Genomic DNA, 17,528 nt, shown 5'->3' with positions numbered 1-17,528 from the left:
ACTGAGGTAAGTCCCATTGAACTTAGCCCCCTTGAGGTCAGGAATTATTTTTAAATTGTTAGCTCTCCAATCATTCCAAACTTGCACACCTTCTCTCAGCCAAGCATAATGCTCTTTATTTACCAATTATGGTTCTCCTTATGTCCTACCTTTAGAATCTTCAAAGGGCATAACTATGGAGATGTCATTTTCAATTAGCCCCATTAAATCTAAGCAGCAGGTTTGGTTTGGACTATAGCAGGTGTTGGGGGTAGCGGCAAGCTTGGTGATGCTGTCACCTCTGGGTGAAAATGTCGGGATTTAAGGGTTAAAACGACATCCCAGCGAAAGCTGAACACACAAAGACTTGAGCCTTAAAGCAACTTGCCCCCAAGTGCTTCGGCTTCAAGAAGCGCAGGCATCGCACTTATTGAGAAACGGGACTATCACGCCATCCATTCCACCCAATCGGGCGCTCCGTCCACCAGTTGAGCAAACTTGTTCGGGTCAATATCCTCAAACTTGAAGATCACGCCCCACCGCTCATCAATCGTTAATGTACTGAGTAATTCTTTAACTGACTCCACCCCATATTCAACCCGCTCAATTGCCAACTGAGCATAATATTTGACCCGCTCCCACCAAGAATCACTGGATTCTTCATCTGTGTCCATACCCCCCCGATTATTACTTCCATCTTCATTAATGGGGGGTATGGACGGCGAGTTAATCCCATACTGAGACTGCATTCTAGCCGCATAAGCCGCATCTCGCTCAAGTGACTCTTGGCGTTTGCGTTCCCTCTCTTCCCGTTGACGAAGCCGATACTCTAATACCTTCTGGGCAAACTCTACATCAGAAGTATTGAGGCGATAGTACCTAACGCGCTTACCATCTTCAAGCGGTCGCCGTGATTCGGTGGACAAACCCAGTTGAGAAAGATACTGCCCCAAAATCCACACAGGAGATTCATCGAGGGGAATGGTCAGGTTGAGAATCCCCTTAACGTGAGATGCGTTGCGTTTGGAGAACTCAGCCAAAACTTGAATCATCGCCTCGTCCCCTTTAATCTCAAGCCCAGACATGAGATCCATCAACACTGCCCTCAATCCCAGCCGATGACGCATCAACCACGCGGTAGAATGGTTACTCCAGTCTGTGCAAATGCTCAAGCGATCGCGCTCTGATTTATCGCGTTCCACCACAACAGAGGGCGGTGCAACAAACTCTCGCCCAAGGTCATCGGTAATCATTTCCCCCGGAGCTGCCAATATTGCCTCTAGTGCGACTATCTTCTTAATTAACCGCCCCCCGTCATCTTTCTCAACCAGTTCTGGGGTAATGCTCATTCCATAAGTGTCCTGAATACGGAACTTCTCACACTCCAAAACTTCCTCCGGCTTGAGATAATCCTGATGCTGCCTAGCCGTATAAGTCCTTCTATCAATATCTTTGGCATTAGCAACCTTGCGAAAATGTTCCTCATCGATGGCAATACCTGCCGCTTTCATCCACCGGGAAGCCCCCTCATCGGTTGCATCACCCACAGGCGCAATAGTATTGCCCATTTCTTCCAGGAGCGATCGCAAATCAGCCCGTAAATTATTAATCGACCAATTCCGTTGCCCCTCAATCTGACAACTAGCATCCAATGCCCAATCCTTCTCAGCCCCACGTTTGCCCGTTTCCCGGTTAATGCGAATCAGAAAAGCGGTCATCTCATTTGTCTGAAGAATCTTTTCTTTAATGCGTCGGGCATTGGTTTCGGCGTAACCAAAGGGGGGACGCGGAGCAACCCAAACATACATGGGGACATCTGGACGATACCGCCATAATTGTTGAGCGCATTCTGTAGCCGACTGCGAGACAGCATGAAACACGCCAAACACGGCATCAAAATGATAGCTGGAAATGTCAACCCCTGAACTGAGACTGGGAGTAATTAAAAAAGCGTCAAGATCCTTAATGGCAATGTTAATCTCTCGGATAAAGATGACATTCTCTTCACTACCACTGTTCTCGGAGTGAATAGCCCACACCCGTAACTTGCGATCTTCGGCTGATTCCGGTGTATCATCAGCGTCATCAATTGCTGAACCATCATTGAGCGCTCTTTCTAGCTTTTTAATAAACCGCTTACTGTCGCTGACCATCATCAACTTTTTACCCATCATCAGTTGAGCGTGGAACTCTGCAACGATTGCGCTGCTGTTTTTCCCCTCGTACCAATGAACTTGACGACCACCTGAGCGATACAGGTTTTTGATGATGTAGGGTTTTTCACCAGTCGGTCGCAAATTCATGAAAAACTCAATGGTCAAATCATCAAGGTGAGCGTCTGCCAAAACAACCAGCTTGGCATTGTAAACCAAGTATTCCAATACTTCCAGAATCGCCCCCCGATGTTCTTTGCAGGTTTTGGACTTGAGCAGATGGGCGAGGTACTGACAGGCTTCATCAATAAATAGAATATCGTAAGCCTGTAAATCGTTCGCCATTTTATACAGAGAATCCACGGTAATGCTGAGAGCCTTTACCTGACCCCAATCCCCGCAAGAAATCGCGGAGTACATTGCTGTTTGTAAGCGATCGCTGAGATTCTTGAGCAGAGTGACCCGATGCCCATTGTTCAAAAAACTGAGTTGGGGGTTCTCTCTTCTGAGAACTGCCAAAATTTCAGTCTTTCCTGTTCCCATGTCGGAAACCAAACCAACTAACCCCGATTGAGGCAGAGAGTGTATTGCAAGTGAGAGATAGCGGGTATTCACCGTTACATTGGGCTTGTACTTATGGAGTCCTCTGGCTCGGTTAATGAAAAATCTCTGCTTGTACTCGCTGATTCTCAAGGCATCAGCAATCATCGCGGTCACGGCTTTATCCGCCTTTTTCCCCAAAACTACAACCCAATCGTCAATTCCTTTCTCTGGCCCTGGCAGCAGCGCTACTTCACACTGGCAACAAAGTTCTACAATTGCAGAAGCTGTGCGGCGTGTGGCTTGAAAAATCTGCTGTTTGGTTTTGGGTTTGCTTTCGTAGTCGAATAGAACAACGAATTTACGCCCCTTTTGAGTCATTGGGACTAAATCAGGGTGAAGTCGTTCTAGATCCTCCTTGCCCACGCGACCATTCCAGATTCCAGGGAGTGCGATCGCTACAAATCCCAACGACAGCAAGCAACCACCCTTCTTCTCGCCCTCTGTAAGGATTACAGGGATTTCGGGATGTGCCATTACCCAAGCCCAAAAACCTAACGCCTCTCCTTCTTCGGTAACGGTAATATGTTCTGGCATCGGCACGTTATACCGGAGTGATACCAATCGCCATAAATGTAGGGGCATTCTCAAGTAGGTAACTCGGTTGGGAGTTTTGGGTGGTGACTCGTACTTGACTGGCTTTTGAGTTTGCTGCTGTGTTGTCTTGTCCCATTCAAGGCGGGGGTAATCTGGTTTCATCCGTCCCCAGTCCATCGCCAACCAATCATTAAGCGGGTCAAGTCCGCTAACCCACCATGCACCGGCTTCCGCGTGGGCATATCGTTTCAAGTAGCCATCACGCAGTCGCCCATCGTTACGTCTGGCCGTTTGAGGTAGAGCGCATAGCAGATATTCGTACACTGAGGGGCCACTAAGAGAGCGGACATTCAAAGCTGTTAACTTTGGGTCAACAGCACTGGCTAACCATTCATTCCAATGGTTGACTTCTATGTGAGATAATCTTTGCGCCGATACTAAGTGATTAAATTGTTGTAATGATGACATGAAAGCTCATCCTCCTGAAGTGTGTTGGAGGAATTGGAGCTATCCCGAAAGTAATCTTTTAGTACAAACGTTCAGAATATAAGAACAAAATTACATAAAATTCCTAAAACGCTGTTTACATCTGGTAAGCCAGTGTTACATTGGCTTTACACCGAATCATGTACGATAAAATTACTATTAGGGATATTAATTAGGCCGTTCAAACCCGATAACCCCAATTCCCTTTGAAAACCCTGCTGTCCTACCGGGACGCGGGGTTTTCGTTGTTTTGCCTATGAGTACTTGGCTAAAGTCGCCTTGACAAACTCGATTACTTCCTCCTGTTGAATAATAAATGCAGTGCCTTTTCTTCTAAGAGCCAGAATTTTCATACTTCCAACTTCAGAATAAAGGTGTGAATTGTGATCAATAGCCGCCTTGGTGGGAGGCCATAAGACCAAAACTTTTGCTGAGGGCGTTTTTGTAGCTTCACGGGAAGACATTGCAAACAAGTCCCTGTTCTTGCTCAACCACTTCTCGTAATCTGCCAATTCAAGCAGTGGGCAAGGACTCCAAACTTTTAGTCCATGTTTGTCTTTCCTCTTGATCTGCAAAACCTCTCTAGCTTCGTTGTAGACAATCTCCTTATCTCCTATTGAGCGAATCGAGATAAACAGGTGAACTTTTCGCTCAAATCTCACAAACAAGTCGATAGGATTCTTGTCCTCTAGCTTTAGCACTGGAAAGACTTGTATCCCCTGGCTTTTAAACTCATCCAAAAGCAGGGCTGTTAATTTTTCCAGCCGTGCAAGTTTTTGAATTCTTATCAATGGCTTGTAAGCCAATGCAAAAGCTGCCCAGCCTACCGGAGTAATGAAGCCGCCTGTAGCAAGTGCAGTACCGCTAATCGCCAGAGCCAAAGCGGATTCGTAGTCTTTCGCCTCCCTAAGCATCTCTAATGCCGCTTCGTTGTGCGGCGGGAGTTGAAAATCGGTTGGTAGGTCTTTCACAGTAGTCATTGGAGACACCAAAAATTGTTTCGGTTGCTGACTAATCTCTCATTGGTTACAAGGTCAAACTTCTTTTCATCTAGGTTATCTGGTTGGTTTTTATCGGTTATGTATTTTGCTTGGGCTAAGTTCAACTGAGAGTGATCACCCTAATCCTCATCCTGTTTTTTTAATTTGGTTTTTTTTGTGTGTCTTGCTGTGAGCGCTTCCGAAGCAAGAAGTTTTACCATTTGACTCATAGAGCGTTTTTCAGTTTTTGCTTCAGCAGATATTAAGTCGTAAAGTGCTAAGTCATCTTCATCTGTGAAATAAATATTTAATCTTGTTCCTGTGGGCATCGTAACACTGTCTGGTGTTTGAATAACCCTATTGTCAGTCTAAACCTCTCACTTGTCACTGGTGTTAAACAGTGTTATCATAACACTATAAGCCAAAAAACGCCACAAAACAAAGGCAATAGAAGCCAGAAAGTGATGCTATGGCTAACCCCTAACTGGATGTGTGGATTTAAGGCGGTTGAGCTTCTAAATTCTCCAAAGCCAGAATAATTAAGACTTTAACAAACAACTGAACCATGACAGCTATATATTCCAATGCCAAAAACTGGCTCGTTCAAGCAGACTTGTTAGCCAAATCAGGGCTAACTGACCTGATCGCCGGAAAAGACTCAGGTGCAGGGTACGGCAAGGCAATCATCGGTGATTTTTCGATCATGATGCCAGCCGCATACTCACTTGTTCGCAACCGCAATATCATGCACCACGAAACCATCTCAAAAGATGGCTGCTGGGTGCGGTATGTAGAAGGTTCTCGCCTGGACTTAAAAGACGTTCAATTCTTTTGGGGCAGTGCGGCTCTAGCCCAAAGTGACCACACCCTGTTACACGAAGATAAGGCGAAAAAGGCAGAACTGGCACTAGAAAGCATTCTTGCAGACTTAGCAGTTTTGAATATTCCTTCGGGGATAAAGCTTTCAATTAGTTTGAGCAACCACAACCCAGAACGCTGGGCGACTGAGATTAAGCGCAGAGTTGAAGGGACTCACACCTTTGAGCATCTGCACCCTGTAACCCGTTCCATTGTCACCAAGACAGTTGACATCGTGGTTACAGGCATTTATCCCGAAGGATTTGGAAGCATTGCCCACTGCTTATTTGGTGAAGCATCCCTGGTACTTGACCCCTCAGAATTAGCGATCGCTCTCGATATCGGTTCATCAACTTGGTTGATTACCGTGTTTAACGGCAGTGGTGCAGTCATAGACCGTCACCTGATTGAAGGTGGAGCCGGTGAACTGCACTCAATGATTGCAGAAGCTCTCGACAAACGAAACGACAGAGTAAGTCTGCTGTCCAAGGATGTGAAGCACTCGCCTAGTCTTGTGAATCAGGGAATTATCGAAGGAACTTTCACTTATGGAGGCAACCACCTCACAGGTAAAAAGTTTGAAACCGAGTACAGCCAATGTCTTGACTCTTGGTGGAGTAACAGGATTGAGAAATTCGCCAACTTTGTGACTGCTGGCAATTATCTAGACCGCGCTAAATACCTTGTCGCCTGGGGTGGGGGTGTTTCTCTACCAGTGGTGGATCAAAACTTAGCCGGTTTAGGCTTTGTGGTCTTGAATAATCCCCAATTCATCAATGCTTTGGGGTTGAAACTGTTAACTCAAATATCAATTGGAGCTTAGTTAATGAATTACGAATCTCGGCGTATAACCATCTCCTATCTAGCAGTAATTGAATTGTGCAAGATGTTTGATTTACCTCAAGATGCGCCAACACAAGCATTATCAGCAGGTGTAGAGAAGCTGATTTTTCAACACGGCAATGTACAACCATCACCCAAACCCGAAACAGCGCAATCTACACAGCCGAATAAATCGGCACTTAGCGCAATGGTCACTAATTTCAAAGGGGCAGCATGAGCAGAACCAGATTAAGAAACACGGTTTTAGGCATTGGAGCAACAGCAGCAGCGATCGCTTTTGGCTATTTCGGAGTGCAGTACATCGGTCGTAACAATATGTTCACTATCGCTGCGGCTGTCGGGGGTGCAGGGGTCATCAGCTATGTACTTCAGAAACCGAACCAGCCACAATCCCCAAGTAATCAGCCAGAACCCCAACCCGCACCAATCAAAACCCAAAGGAGAAGAAACAAGTTATGAGCGACCAAGACACCCAAAAGACACAGCCAAGCCTAACAACAACCGAAATCATGACCATCATCCTGGGTTGCGAACAGACTCTTAGGTTTGTGCAAGCATCTCCCAATTACAAGCAAATCGAAGCCTCCGAAAAGTTCAGTACATCGAATGATCTGCGTCTAGGTGATGCTGTGCAAGCTTTGATGGAGATTCACGAAGCAATCCTAAATATCGAGTTTTATTCCCAAGTCGAGGGACAAACAAATGCTTTCAACGACAGCCTTACAGCGTAATCATTTGTACGAATTCCGTGGTCAACAACTGCGCTACAGCCATCGGTCTAATTGTCGAGTCAATGCCCCTTTCGTTTTTAACGACTCTAAGGGCAAACGAAAAGAATTAAGCCAAAACCAAGTGCAGAGGGAGGTTTTTGAACTTGTTGAGTTTTGTGAAAACTGATGATGAAGCGATTGCACCGACGACCAATCATTGCAATCGCCCCACTTCGGGACGTATCTCTCGCCGCAAAAACGAAAGTACACAAGGATCTTAGCAGCATGGCACTCGATTACAAAAATCCCAATGATTGGGGACGCTGTTCTTTCACTGATAATGCTTTGAAACTCCAGCAATTTAAGGCTCTTAACCCAACAGCTACGAAGCGCGAAATAAATAGTTTTCTTTGCAGCCTTTACTTACCCCTCACCGGAACGGAATTCTTAGCAACTCATGAAACCATTGATGACCATCCTTATGCAGCAGCATTTGGTCAATTCTTGGGTAATGGTATTGATGCGGACATTGCAAATATCTTGGCGTTTGGTGAGAACAGATTTGATTTAATTTCTGAAGATTTTGATGATCCAATACGGCAACTGGCAACGAGAATTTATAGCCGATTTGAAGAGATGGGTTACTGGGATAAGTTGCCCCAATCATCCAGCAATATCGACTATGACTACATCCCTTATTAGGAGAATAACGCAATGGATTTTGCAATACGTAATCCGGTAGTTGGTCATAGTTCGCACATTGATGAAAAAGCGCAATCCTGGGGAGGGTTTGAGTCTGATATTCTGGGCTATCTCTCCGATATAAATAAGCTCGAACAGTTTGCCGATTATGCGAATAATGCCCAAGAATTATCTGACCGATTAGAACCATTTCTGGACAATGCTAAGGTCGTCTTTGAGGCGATGGAGAAGTTGACCAAAGGGCAAGTAACTTGGACTGAACTTCGTAAACAATACGGCTCTCATGTAGCGGGTGCAATTGGTAAAATCCGTAAACTTAACGCTGAATTTGACTCAGAGATGAGTAAGATAGATGCCCAAGATAGAGCCGACTTGCTGCGAATTGACCAAAAACGCAAACACGCATTAACCGAAGTTGCAGCCCAATTACACCACGATTTACAAGCCGAATTGTGGAGACATGAAAATAAAATCAGCAGCATCGAAAATAAGCAAGTTGTACAAGCTGAACGTCAAGCTATCACAACAGGACTGAGAGAGAAACGACAACAACTTTTAGCCCGTGCAAGGTTTGGCTCAAGGGCATTAGAACCCAATCAAGCACCCCAGGAAGTGATACCAATTCAATCCCAAAATCATGCACCATCTTCTAGTGTTTCTGCAACCGGAACAGTTCGCGGTTGGGGTGCAATGTTGGGTAACTTGTGGAACAAATTGGGCGACAGATAACTATTAGTTAAAAGGACATAGGCTGATGCTAGTAAGGAAACGAAATGAAGATCCTCATAGCGTCAGCCCTTTTTCAATGGAAGGGCTGGCACAAACACCACAATCAACTAAGCAGCAGAAACAACCCGAACAGTTACCACCACTCCCAGAAAATAACCGAGGTAGAACATTTAGACGTGCTGGTAACGCTTGTGAAATTGTCGCTGGTAGTTGCTTAAATAGTGCAGTGATTTTCACCTTTCATCTATTGCAAGTTCACCCAGTTGGAATGTTCCTTGCTGTGGGTACTGCACACTTGTATTTTACTGCCACTGCAACAGGTGAAGGATTTAATAATTTCGTCACTAATCTAATGACTGGTTGCAGTGCATCACTGGCGTTATTGTGTGCGCTTTCCGACCCGTTGGGTGAGTGGAATGAAGCGACAACTTCTACACAAACAGCTAATACTTCAATTGAGTCGGTTTATAAGCCAAAAACTGCTGAATCTTCAAGTTGGATGGATGGTGCAGGAGTGGGCATATTTCTAGCGATATTAATGTTTTTTCTATTTGGTGGTAGTCAGAGGAAATGAATTATTTAAGCGATAAACATAAACAGTTATCCGAGTCACAACAATCGGGTTTAATGAAGTGGTTCGGACAGTTACCGATGGATAAAAAAGCTGTTGCAATTGGGCTGAGTTTGACTGTAGGAATTAGCTCGGCAGCGATGGCTTGGAAAGGGGAATCAAGCGACCGCATTTATTTTTGCCTTCGGACTCCCCAGAAAAAATTGGTATGTCAGGATCAGAATAACAGACCTTTCAGAATGACTCCCTATTACTGGGAGCAATGGAAACAAGAAGGAATGCCCTCTCAAGTAGTGCGTGACCCAGCTATGGGCGTTAATGGGTTAGTGAAGGCGACTAACCCATGTAAGCCGTTTTGGGCGTTTGGGGGATTCCTGGGGTTTGCTCTAGCTGGGTGGATGCTCCGCCATTGTCAAAATGAGGAGAAGCAGAGGGCAGTTTTTGAAGACATCGCCCAAAAACGGGACGCAGCGAAGGCAGAGATGGCCGCACGTTCCGAGCTACTAGAGAGTTGCCGAGACGTTGCGATCGCAGAAGTTCAACTGCAAGCTGACCTGGATCTAGTCGCCAATGATCGCACTGTGGATATCCAAAAAGCCGAGATTTACGCCCACACGGAAATTGAAGTTACCCAAATGGAGGCAACTGATGCCATTTTTGAGGCGCAAACGGCGGGGATGACCGAGCAGCAGAAGGCAGATTACATTAAGCAGCTACGGGAGATGAAAACGCCCTATCTACAAGGGAGTCAGACTTTACAAGGGACGATTGACCCCAACGATAAGGTTACTGGGGCAGACAACCAAGCGATTGCACCAATACTCAACCCTGTCGCATGGGTGCAGAATTTAGTCAAGCAGACCTGCTTAATTTGGGGTAATCAAGGCGGTGGTAAATCATGGCTTGCCCGTTATGTAATCCAACTCAAAAAACAAGCCGGCTACCGTGTGATTGTCCTTGACCCCGACTCGAACCGTAGTGAATGGCGAGGAGTTGAAAGTTACCACTCCTGGGATGATATTGAACAGCAGATCCGCGATTACGTTACTGAACTGGAATCACGGTTAAAAACCTTTAATAATTCATCATTGAGTGAGTCGCAATGGCGGCAGAAACTTTGGGCAGAAGGTAAAGCTTTGTCTTTAATCTGTGAGGAGGCCACCACATACGGCGACTTCATTAAAGATGCAGAACTGTTAGATAAATTCGGCAAGCTGGCACTAACCAAAAGCCGTAAACAAGAGATGCCCATTACTGTCGTAGCTCATAACAACACCCAGACGTGTTTATTCGGCATTAAGGGATTACATAATCTTGTTTCTAAGATGCTGCAAATTGAATGTTTGGCGGAAGTAGATTCAGTTACACTACAGCCTTCATCAACTGGTTTTGCTAAGGTAAAACTCGATAGTTCTAACGAATGGCTTGATGTTAATCTGCCCAAAATGAGCGTAAAAATATCTGACTTTAGCGACGCTCTCCCAGCAGAATCTAACCCCAATCCCCCCATTGACAAAGCTACTTTAGAGCGGATTTATGAACTGGAATTCAATCTGGGTAACAAAGCAGGTGACACCCAAGATGAACCGAAGAAACTATCACCCCAGGCGCAAAAGTTGTATGAATATCTCACCAGAACTGAACGAATTGAAGCTGATGTAAGAGAGTTCAAGGGCAATTTTAAAGTGAACGGTGAGAGATTCACTGTAGAGCAAATTAAGGGCTGGATGTACGAAATTGTTGGAGCAGGATTGGCGGACTGGATAGCCGAGGGTATTATCAAGCTTAATCAAATTTGACTGCGATTGGTGTCTGGTGTCTAGCCCCAAAACCGCCCTTTTTTCGCGGACACCGGACACCGGACACCACAGACACTAAACCCCAAAAGCCTTGTACAGTATGGACACGTTCAGACATTAGAGCAGACACACAGCGGACACGTAAAGACACCAGATGTCTGTGACGTGTCCGTTGTGTGTCTACCAGACACTAATAACAAATCTGCCAACAAATAGACAATTGATAAATTTTTAAAAATCTTGAGGGATTTTTCTCTCTTTTTATCGGTCGTAGTTATCCCAACGTTAATTCACCCGACTGTATATCAACTACTAACCGACGATTTGTTAACCATTGACGACCGAGTAAAACTTCTGTTAAATCTTTGCCAACATGTACAGGTATGTCAAACTCTTGACCATCAAATAGTACTTGACCAATATAGATATCAAATTTTACATCTCCCCGTGCAGTTCGCATTGTTTGCTCTCGTAAACGCTCCCAACCAAGTGCATCTATATCTTGGTCATTAATCGCTAACCAATACGAAAAACCTGTATCAAACATCGCCTCAACAGGTAATTCTAATCCATCTGATGTTATTAAATTAATTTCAAAAAGTAGTGCATCCTCATCACCAAAAAAACCGGAAATCGTCATATCGTGCCGCAAGCCCCAGACTCATTAATCCGAAAAGTATAGTGTATTTTGCCTGGATGCTGTTGGCGACACTGTAATGAGACTACTTCTAAATCTTTATCAACAAAATATTCTCCACTATCCGGTTCAACTGCAACAAACCAGTTGTAGTGAGTTTCAATTAATTCTGATTTTACTCGCTCAAAAATAGGTTGACAACGTTGGTAAAAAGCCTCGCGTTCGGCTTCACGTCGTGCTTTTTGTGACTCATTCCATTGGATTTCGGGAAAGATTCTCCCCCTACGGACAACACGGGTAGACTTGGTTTCTGTCATGCTTTTTACCTATAAACCAATATCTATTATTTTAACGGTAAAGCTATCAAAGAGTGAACCGGGATTTCCGCCTCAGCTGCGTTTATTAAAATAATCATCGCTGTCGGGTTCAAGTAATTGGATGATACAATCCCGTTTTCTGATTAAATTCCCAGCCAATACCAGAAGTATCCTTGCGCTTAGACCATGCGAAAAAAAGCGGCGCGGGTTGACTTTCTCTTTCCTTACGAATAGTTTCTGGAGTTACCCCTAACCTTGAAGCCAAACTTTCTTCTGTAATTGGCTGAAACTTAACAGGTTGCCCTTGATTATAAGAATTGCCGTAGTATGACTTACCCCGCCTTGGTTGATTATTAATATTACTTTGAAGCTGCATAATTACCTCGGCAAATTGTGCTAGCCGATTATTTATAGAGTCGATTTTTTGTTCTAAATCGGCGAGATGCTGGTTACTGGATGCATCGCTACTAATATCACCCGACAAACGTAATTCTAGATTATCCAGACGAGAGCAAATCGTCGATATGTTTTGGGAGAGGTGATTGTGGGGACTACCCCTGCCATTATCTAACGCTGCTATCAAATCATCCAAAGAGTGAAGCACCTCGCTTGAGAGTCCTTGTCGGTGCAGCCGGGATAACTCCCTAACTGCTGGAATCAGGGGAGTGGGTACGCGGATCATCTCGCTGGGTTTGTTCTCGTCAGGCATAGCGATATCGCAATTGATAGCAACAGCTATCGATATCAAGTAGATAGCAATGCTATCAACATATCAGGAATTGGATCGAGAAAGCATTGTTCGCTCGACCATTTTTAATGCAGAGCAAGGCGCGAGAGAATTGCATTCGTACCAAGTGACTTACAGCACTTTAAAACAATTAAAGTCCAAATCATAACGACTGCGGATTAATGACGATGAAAAAGCCAAAGAATCGGGGAAAATAAAGTTAATCGTAATGTAAAGTGATTGTGAGAATGTACGTTTTAACAAGCACTTAACGCGCACAAGCCTTATAAATCAACGATTTTCTCCTATGTCTGGTATCATCACCCTCCGCTCAATCACTTATGCCAGTGCAATTACACAGAACGATAGTAAACAAATTCTCGAAGTGTTACTGACGCAAAAACGGTCAGAACACACCCGTAGGGCTTATTCTCATGACTTGCGAAATTTCTTTAGTCTCATTGCTCCCGGTCGTGAATTAACATCTGACCTGGCCCGCGAATTTTTATCGCTGTCCAAAACGCAAGCGATCTCGGTAGTGGTCGCCTACCGCAACCATCTTTTCGAGCAAGGTTTAGCGCCAGCGACGATTAACCGCAGAATTAGCGCGATAAAATCTTTGGTGGAGATGGGGCAGATTTTTGATATCTGCAATTACGACCTGGAAGTGATTAAAAATGAGAAAGTTAGACCCTATCGGGATACTAAGGGGATAGAGGTTCCAGAGGTGATTAAGCTATTTGAGGCGATCGATACTTCGAGTCTGGGCGGGAAGCGCGATTATTCCATCATGCGGCTCTTGTGGAGTAATGCCCTGCGGCGCGGCGAGATTCCCAGTTTGGATGTGAAGCATTTTAAATATGCTAGATGTCAAATCGAGGTTAGCGGTAAGGGACGCAATGGGGAACGGGAGTTGGTGACAATTTCTCAAAAAACGGCTGCTTCAATTTCTGATTGGTTGCAAGCATCTAATGCCTCTGATAAGCCCAACGAACCAATTTTTATTTCCCTTGACCCAGTAAGGTTTGGTAATAGGTTAACTGGGGAAGCGATACGTCTAATTGTTGTCAAATATTGCAAGTTGGCGGGGATTGAAAAGCAGATGAGTCCCCACCGGGTCAGGCATAGCGCTATTACTGAAGCACTGAACCAAAATAATGGCAATATTCGGGCTACTCAAAAATTAAGCCGCCATTCCGACCCCAGGACTGTGATTATTTATGACGATAACCGCGTTGATTTGCAAGGTGCTTTGACCAGGCAGCTTGATGACTTGATTTAACAATTTACAAAGATAACCCAAGTTGTGAACTTGAGTTATCTACATATAAGCGTGTTTGGTAATTGAGACAACTTCGCTTGCGAGTAGCGATAGAATATAACGTTTTAACCAGATTAGCTGCGTAGTTGCTACATAGCCTCCCAATCTCCGTTGCATTTCTCCAAATAACACTTGCTACCCCATCAGGTTATGGAGTCTTAATATTATATTTTTTTTCTTTTGGTGGTCTGTTAAATTTTACTGTGACATTTATCTCGATTGGGCGTTTGTTTTTATCGTCTTTGTAGACTGGTTCAACCGACATCCAGGCTGCACTACCATTGGCCTTTAATCGTTTCCGAATATAACTTTCCATCTTTCCCCATTGTCCTCCCGCCGCATTAATCTCCCTTTTCATTGCGACATAGTTATGATCAAGTCGTGGTGGTCCACCTAATGAATGAGCGATCAAATGCCCTGACTGATCCCCTTTTCGCTTGTAAGAGACCTTCAACGTTCCTACTCTTTTTCCTATTGTATGTTTCAGAGGACCTGCGATTTTCGTGACACGCCCTTGTGGATCTTTACGAGAGTAATACGTGCGACCACTGTAATCGTGTGTACTATATTTATTTGGGTGTTTGGGCTTCGCTTTAACTTCTAACCCTACCTCTTCAATATTTCTGTCGAAGTAAGCTTCCAGGTCTTTAGCCACTTCCTCCAAAGATATGCTTTCCAAATTAGGATATAGCTCAGATTCAATGTTTTCTAATTCCTCTGGTAGGAATTCCAAGCTCTCTAGTTGAGCTTCTGAGAACAATTCCAAATTTTCTACTATCTGTCTAGTCATAATTTACTCCTGAAAAAATTGAGTTTGTATGTAAGCAAAGTTGGCGATGCCTTACTTTCAATACAGTCTCTACAAACAAGTGCGATAATTTACCATACTGCTCTACCAAGCTGAGGGTGTAGCCCCATTGCTCTTGCTGCACTCGTTATTGCCTGCCGTCCAATTCCTTCTCCTCTGGCTTCTCGAAGTAATTGCAACCCATAATGAACTGGTACGTTACCTATACCATGTAGTTGATGTGCAGCATTGGCAGTCTGGCTACCAGCCTGTCTCAGAATATCTCTTGCCCGGTTATAGTTACGACGAGTAATTTGCGCTGGACGTACTGGATCTCCTGCTTCACGCTTTCGCCTACCACCCCTGCGTTCTAATCCTACCGCTCCTTCAACGTCTCCCTCGAAGTAAGCTTCCAGGTCTTTGGCTACTACCTCCAAAGATATACTTTCCAAGTTAGGATATAGTTCAGATTCAATGTTTTCTAATTCCTCTGGTAGGAATTCCAGAGCTTCTGAGAACAATTCCAAATTTTCGACTATCTGTGTAGTCATAATTTACTCCTGAAAAATTGAGCTTGTATGTAAGCAAAGTCTGCGAAATCTGCCAAACATTTGACCTTAACAAGGGTGGCATTTACTTAAGCATTTTTAAACTGAACCTTGTTCGCAGCAAGTTGGGGAATTGTAATTATCTGGTATGGGTGCGTAATCACCTCTGGAACAATCTCTCCAGGCTTAGGCTGGTGATAGGCAACTGTAATTACCAACGATGCCAGGTTTTCTTTCTCAGAGCTTTTGGTCTCGACAGTGAGAATTTCCACCGAATAACCGCCAGTGCGTTTCTCCCCCATAAAGACGGCGACTACTTGGTTATCTGTAAAATCCACTCCGGGAACAGGTGGAGGTGGTATGATATTAGAGGCGTGTTGCTGCCAAACCGAAGCCCATTCTTCTGGGTTATCAATTACCAATTGGCTGGCTGTTCGGTATCCGCTATCAGCGCCTCGTGCAATGGTACGGAAGTTAACTTTCATTTTTTTGCACTCTTCTTACTTAGTTTTCACTCTGCTGAAGCAATCTCTACTTAGCAAAACTTGGGATTTGATGCTTAGTCTGATACGATTCGGTCTTTTTTTTGCCTGTAGGTGTGGTGTAACTCAGGTTTAAAATCAGATTGTATTGGCTCGGCTTGTAATTGGAAGAGAGTTCAATTTCAAAATTGCGTATAATTTCTGTCCCAGTCCGCAAATTACCATAGTCTTGTTCGGCAGCCGTGACTTTAATATCACCAGTAGGTGATACCAAGCTAGCTTTTACCCCCTGCATAACTTCGTTGCTAGTATTTCTCACGGAAATATTCAGTTGTTCTAGTAACTTCCTTTGTTTAACTACCGATGTGTAGGTAATCTGTTTCTCTTCTGATACAGGTTGCGTTGCCATCTGCAAAGCCTTGACAACATCAACTAATCCTTTACCTTGAACGTTGGGATCGCTGGTTGACTCCAGTGATTTTGCAGATTCCATGAGTATTTTCTTAATCTGCCAAGGTTCAAGTTTTGGGTTACGCTCTAATAACAGGGCACTTATACCAGCAATATGAGGTGATGCCATACTCGTACCACTCATCTTTTGGTAGCCACCAGGTACGGTAGATACAATTTGCTCGCCAGGTGCTAGGATATCAGGCTTGGGTCGGTTGTCAGCAGTTGGACCACGGCTACTAAAAGGCATTACTTGGGTACCGTCGTGGCTAGATGCTCCAACAACAATCACATCACCAAAAGCATCTGCGGGAGAGGTAAGAGTTCCCGGTTCAGAACCATTATTACCTGCACTCTTAACCAAGACTAAGCCTAATTTTGCCGCTCGTTCAGCCGTTTTTGCCCAAATATTAGTACCGTCTAGCTCTGTCGGAACTCCCCAGCTACAGTTAGCTACCTTTACACCTTCCTTCATATCTTTAATCACGTCTTCAATGGCATCTGCACCTTTAAATCCTTCCCCCGATTGAGTTGCCTCGGAAGGTAATAACTTATAGTTCCAAATAATTGCCTCTGGTGCCATACCTTTGTACTGTGAGCCATTACCAGCGATAATACCCGCTACGTGAGTTCCATGAGGGTGGGGGTTTCCCCAAGGTTCATTAGTGTAATTTCGCTTATGGACAACACGACCTTTTAAGTCAGGATGGTTAATATCAACTTCGCCATCAAGAACAGCGATAATCACTCCTTTACCAGTACCAACTATTCCTTGAGTTCTAGCATTGACTAAACCCACAGTTACAGAACTTTGGTCTAGTTCTAACTTCAAGGGTTTATCAGCTTCCAAGCGGACTATATTGCTTTGCTGTGAGAATTTTTGAATTTGGGCAGGGGTGAGGTTAGCAACGACAGCTTCACCTAATGTCAGGTGTTCCTCGAAAGCTTGCTCTTGTTTTAAATCCTCTATGAGTGATTCAATATCTTGATTTACTAAGCTTTCAAACTCGTCAAAGGCATCAACTTCAAATTCTTCATTGCGTTTTTGGTAAATTTCCTCCAATTGCTCAAACTCCTCATGGAACTCCTCAAAGCATTTGGTCGGTTTGTAATAAATCATCACCCGTTGACGTGTTGTTGAATTCACATCGTCAACTTCATTCATAATTTGATACTCTAAAAAGCGGTCAATTTTACCTTCAATATCGGCTCCCCATTTGTCACGAATTTCTAGTTCGGCTTTTTCTAGTTGCTGTTCTGTGAAATCGAAATCTTCTTCTGAAATCATGATCTACTCCTTGAAAATAAGAGG

At 44.3% G+C, this 17,528-nt stretch carries 20 protein-coding genes; 10 read left to right on the top strand and 10 right to left on the bottom strand.

What is annotated here, in order from left to right; all coding sequences use genetic code 11:
- Positions 1-425: 425 nt before the first annotated feature.
- The 3 genes from H6G86_RS30715 to H6G86_RS30705 all read right to left on the bottom strand — a co-directional run bounded on the left by H6G86_RS30715 (position 426) and on the right by H6G86_RS30705 (position 5,064).
- A complete protein-coding gene (locus H6G86_RS30715) occupies positions 426-3,737 on the bottom strand; it encodes a plasmid replication protein, CyRepA1 family (protein ID WP_190937486.1) in 3,312 nt (1,103 codons plus the stop codon).
- Positions 3,738-4,009: 272 nt separating this feature from the next.
- Positions 4,010-4,735, bottom strand: coding sequence for a hypothetical protein (locus H6G86_RS30710; protein WP_175586748.1), 726 nt, complete (start codon positions 4,733-4,735; stop codon positions 4,010-4,012).
- Between the two features lie 140 nt (positions 4,736-4,875).
- Positions 4,876-5,064: a ribbon-helix-helix domain-containing protein gene (locus H6G86_RS30705; protein WP_069073851.1), complete on the bottom strand. Its 189-nt coding sequence runs from the start codon at positions 5,062-5,064 to the stop codon at positions 4,876-4,878.
- A gap of 236 nt (positions 5,065-5,300) precedes the next feature.
- Here H6G86_RS30705 and H6G86_RS30700 point away from each other — a divergent pair, with 236 nt between their 5' ends.
- The 9 genes from H6G86_RS30700 (at position 5,301) to H6G86_RS30660 (ending at position 10,947) form a co-directional block, all read left to right on the top strand.
- Positions 5,301-6,416, top strand: coding sequence for a ParM/StbA family protein (locus H6G86_RS30700; protein WP_190937485.1), 1,116 nt, complete (start codon positions 5,301-5,303; stop codon positions 6,414-6,416).
- A gap of 3 nt (positions 6,417-6,419) precedes the next feature.
- Positions 6,420-6,653, top strand: coding sequence for a hypothetical protein (locus H6G86_RS30695; protein ID WP_190937484.1), 234 nt, complete (start codon positions 6,420-6,422; stop codon positions 6,651-6,653).
- Positions 6,650-6,895, top strand: coding sequence for a hypothetical protein (locus H6G86_RS30690; protein WP_190937483.1), 246 nt, complete (start codon positions 6,650-6,652; stop codon positions 6,893-6,895). Before H6G86_RS30695 ends, H6G86_RS30690 begins: the two co-directional genes overlap by 4 nt.
- Complete coding sequence (locus H6G86_RS30685) at positions 6,892-7,167, top strand: hypothetical protein (protein WP_190937482.1); 276 nt, start codon at positions 6,892-6,894, stop codon at positions 7,165-7,167. The genes H6G86_RS30690 and H6G86_RS30685 overlap by 4 nt, the downstream gene beginning before the upstream one ends.
- Positions 7,139-7,333: a hypothetical protein gene (locus tag H6G86_RS30680; RefSeq protein WP_190937481.1), complete on the top strand. Its 195-nt coding sequence runs from the start codon at positions 7,139-7,141 to the stop codon at positions 7,331-7,333. The genes H6G86_RS30685 and H6G86_RS30680 overlap by 29 nt, the downstream gene beginning before the upstream one ends.
- A 98-nt stretch (positions 7,334-7,431) precedes the next feature.
- Positions 7,432-7,848, top strand: a complete 417-nt coding sequence (locus H6G86_RS30675; protein WP_190937480.1) for a hypothetical protein — start codon at positions 7,432-7,434, stop codon at positions 7,846-7,848.
- A 12-nt stretch (positions 7,849-7,860) separates the two neighbouring features.
- A complete protein-coding gene (locus tag H6G86_RS30670; RefSeq protein WP_190937479.1) occupies positions 7,861-8,577 on the top strand; it encodes a hypothetical protein in 717 nt (238 codons plus the stop codon).
- A 25-nt stretch (positions 8,578-8,602) separates the two neighbouring features.
- Complete coding sequence (locus H6G86_RS30665; RefSeq protein ID WP_190937478.1) at positions 8,603-9,151, top strand: hypothetical protein; 549 nt, start codon at positions 8,603-8,605, stop codon at positions 9,149-9,151.
- Positions 9,148-10,947, top strand: a complete 1,800-nt coding sequence (locus H6G86_RS30660) for an ATP-binding protein (RefSeq protein WP_190937477.1) — start codon at positions 9,148-9,150, stop codon at positions 10,945-10,947. The genes H6G86_RS30665 and H6G86_RS30660 overlap by 4 nt, the downstream gene beginning before the upstream one ends.
- A gap of 274 nt (positions 10,948-11,221) precedes the next feature.
- Here the strand turns inward: H6G86_RS30660 and H6G86_RS30655 are convergent, their stop codons facing one another.
- The 3 genes from H6G86_RS30655 to H6G86_RS30645 all read right to left on the bottom strand — a co-directional run bounded on the left by H6G86_RS30655 (position 11,222) and on the right by H6G86_RS30645 (position 12,610).
- Positions 11,222-11,587 (bottom strand): retroviral-like aspartic protease family protein, encoded by a 366-nt coding sequence (locus tag H6G86_RS30655; RefSeq protein ID WP_190937476.1) that lies wholly within the window; start codon positions 11,585-11,587, stop codon positions 11,222-11,224.
- Positions 11,584-11,901, bottom strand: a complete 318-nt coding sequence (locus H6G86_RS30650; protein WP_190937475.1) for a hypothetical protein — start codon at positions 11,899-11,901, stop codon at positions 11,584-11,586. The genes H6G86_RS30655 and H6G86_RS30650 overlap by 4 nt, the downstream gene beginning before the upstream one ends.
- Positions 11,902-12,010: 109 nt before the next feature.
- Entirely contained in the window at positions 12,011-12,610 is a 600-nt protein-coding gene (locus H6G86_RS30645) for a hypothetical protein (RefSeq protein ID WP_190937474.1), read from the bottom strand.
- 325 nt (positions 12,611-12,935) lie between these two features.
- Between H6G86_RS30645 and H6G86_RS30640 the strand changes: the two genes are divergently transcribed.
- Positions 12,936-13,910 carry a tyrosine-type recombinase/integrase gene (locus tag H6G86_RS30640; protein WP_190937473.1) on the top strand — a complete coding sequence of 325 codons (975 nt, stop codon included), beginning with the start codon at positions 12,936-12,938 and terminating at the stop codon, positions 13,908-13,910.
- A 187-nt stretch (positions 13,911-14,097) separates the two neighbouring features.
- Here H6G86_RS30640 and H6G86_RS30635 read toward each other — a convergent pair whose 3' ends face one another.
- From H6G86_RS30635 to H6G86_RS30620, 4 genes are all read right to left on the bottom strand, one after another.
- Positions 14,098-14,739 carry a DNA/RNA non-specific endonuclease gene (locus tag H6G86_RS30635; protein WP_190937472.1) on the bottom strand — a complete coding sequence of 214 codons (642 nt, stop codon included), beginning with the start codon at positions 14,737-14,739 and terminating at the stop codon, positions 14,098-14,100.
- A gap of 89 nt (positions 14,740-14,828) precedes the next feature.
- Positions 14,829-15,287 carry a hypothetical protein gene (locus H6G86_RS30630; protein WP_190937471.1) on the bottom strand — a complete coding sequence of 153 codons (459 nt, stop codon included), beginning with the start codon at positions 15,285-15,287 and terminating at the stop codon, positions 14,829-14,831.
- A gap of 86 nt (positions 15,288-15,373) precedes the next feature.
- Entirely contained in the window at positions 15,374-15,769 is a 396-nt protein-coding gene (locus H6G86_RS30625; RefSeq protein WP_190937470.1) for a protease complex subunit PrcB family protein, read from the bottom strand.
- 46 nt (positions 15,770-15,815) lie between these two features.
- A complete protein-coding gene (locus tag H6G86_RS30620) occupies positions 15,816-17,504 on the bottom strand; it encodes a S8 family serine peptidase (protein WP_190937469.1) in 1,689 nt (562 codons plus the stop codon).
- Between the last annotated feature and the right edge of the window lie 24 nt (positions 17,505-17,528).

It is taken from the genome of Nostoc sp. FACHB-133 (assembly GCF_014698055.1).
In the GTDB taxonomy this organism is placed as follows: Bacteria; Cyanobacteriota; Cyanobacteriia; order Cyanobacteriales; family Nostocaceae; genus Nostoc.
The sequence above is the reverse complement of the archived record's forward strand: the minus strand, read 5'-3'. Positions and strand labels throughout refer to the sequence as shown.

Excerpts from the sequence above, each read along its gene's own strand:
- H6G86_RS30715 (WP_190937486.1), bottom strand. The coding sequence starts at position 3,737 with ATGTCATCATTACAACAATTTAATCACTTAGTATCGGCGCAAAGATTA.
- H6G86_RS30710 (WP_175586748.1), bottom strand. The coding sequence starts at position 4,735 with ATGACTACTGTGAAAGACCTACCAACCGATTTTCAACTCCCGCCGCAC.
- H6G86_RS30705 (WP_069073851.1), bottom strand. The coding sequence starts at position 5,064 with ATGCCCACAGGAACAAGATTAAATATTTATTTCACAGATGAAGATGAC.
- H6G86_RS30700 (WP_190937485.1), top strand. The coding sequence starts at position 5,301 with ATGACAGCTATATATTCCAATGCCAAAAACTGGCTCGTTCAAGCAGAC.
- H6G86_RS30695 (WP_190937484.1), top strand. The coding sequence starts at position 6,420 with ATGAATTACGAATCTCGGCGTATAACCATCTCCTATCTAGCAGTAATT.
- H6G86_RS30690 (WP_190937483.1), top strand. The coding sequence starts at position 6,650 with ATGAGCAGAACCAGATTAAGAAACACGGTTTTAGGCATTGGAGCAACA.
- H6G86_RS30685 (WP_190937482.1), top strand. The coding sequence starts at position 6,892 with ATGAGCGACCAAGACACCCAAAAGACACAGCCAAGCCTAACAACAACC.
- H6G86_RS30680 (WP_190937481.1), top strand. The coding sequence starts at position 7,139 with ATGCTTTCAACGACAGCCTTACAGCGTAATCATTTGTACGAATTCCGT.
- H6G86_RS30675 (WP_190937480.1), top strand. The coding sequence starts at position 7,432 with ATGGCACTCGATTACAAAAATCCCAATGATTGGGGACGCTGTTCTTTC.
- H6G86_RS30670 (WP_190937479.1), top strand. The coding sequence starts at position 7,861 with ATGGATTTTGCAATACGTAATCCGGTAGTTGGTCATAGTTCGCACATT.
- H6G86_RS30665 (WP_190937478.1), top strand. The coding sequence starts at position 8,603 with ATGCTAGTAAGGAAACGAAATGAAGATCCTCATAGCGTCAGCCCTTTT.
- H6G86_RS30660 (WP_190937477.1), top strand. The coding sequence starts at position 9,148 with ATGAATTATTTAAGCGATAAACATAAACAGTTATCCGAGTCACAACAA.
- H6G86_RS30655 (WP_190937476.1), bottom strand. The coding sequence starts at position 11,587 with ATGACGATTTCCGGTTTTTTTGGTGATGAGGATGCACTACTTTTTGAA.
- H6G86_RS30650 (WP_190937475.1), bottom strand. The coding sequence starts at position 11,901 with ATGACAGAAACCAAGTCTACCCGTGTTGTCCGTAGGGGGAGAATCTTT.
- H6G86_RS30645 (WP_190937474.1), bottom strand. The coding sequence starts at position 12,610 with ATGCCTGACGAGAACAAACCCAGCGAGATGATCCGCGTACCCACTCCC.
- H6G86_RS30640 (WP_190937473.1), top strand. The coding sequence starts at position 12,936 with ATGTCTGGTATCATCACCCTCCGCTCAATCACTTATGCCAGTGCAATT.
- H6G86_RS30635 (WP_190937472.1), bottom strand. The coding sequence starts at position 14,739 with ATGACTAGACAGATAGTAGAAAATTTGGAATTGTTCTCAGAAGCTCAA.
- H6G86_RS30630 (WP_190937471.1), bottom strand. The coding sequence starts at position 15,287 with ATGACTACACAGATAGTCGAAAATTTGGAATTGTTCTCAGAAGCTCTG.
- H6G86_RS30625 (WP_190937470.1), bottom strand. The coding sequence starts at position 15,769 with ATGAAAGTTAACTTCCGTACCATTGCACGAGGCGCTGATAGCGGATAC.
- H6G86_RS30620 (WP_190937469.1), bottom strand. The coding sequence starts at position 17,504 with ATGATTTCAGAAGAAGATTTCGATTTCACAGAACAGCAACTAGAAAAA.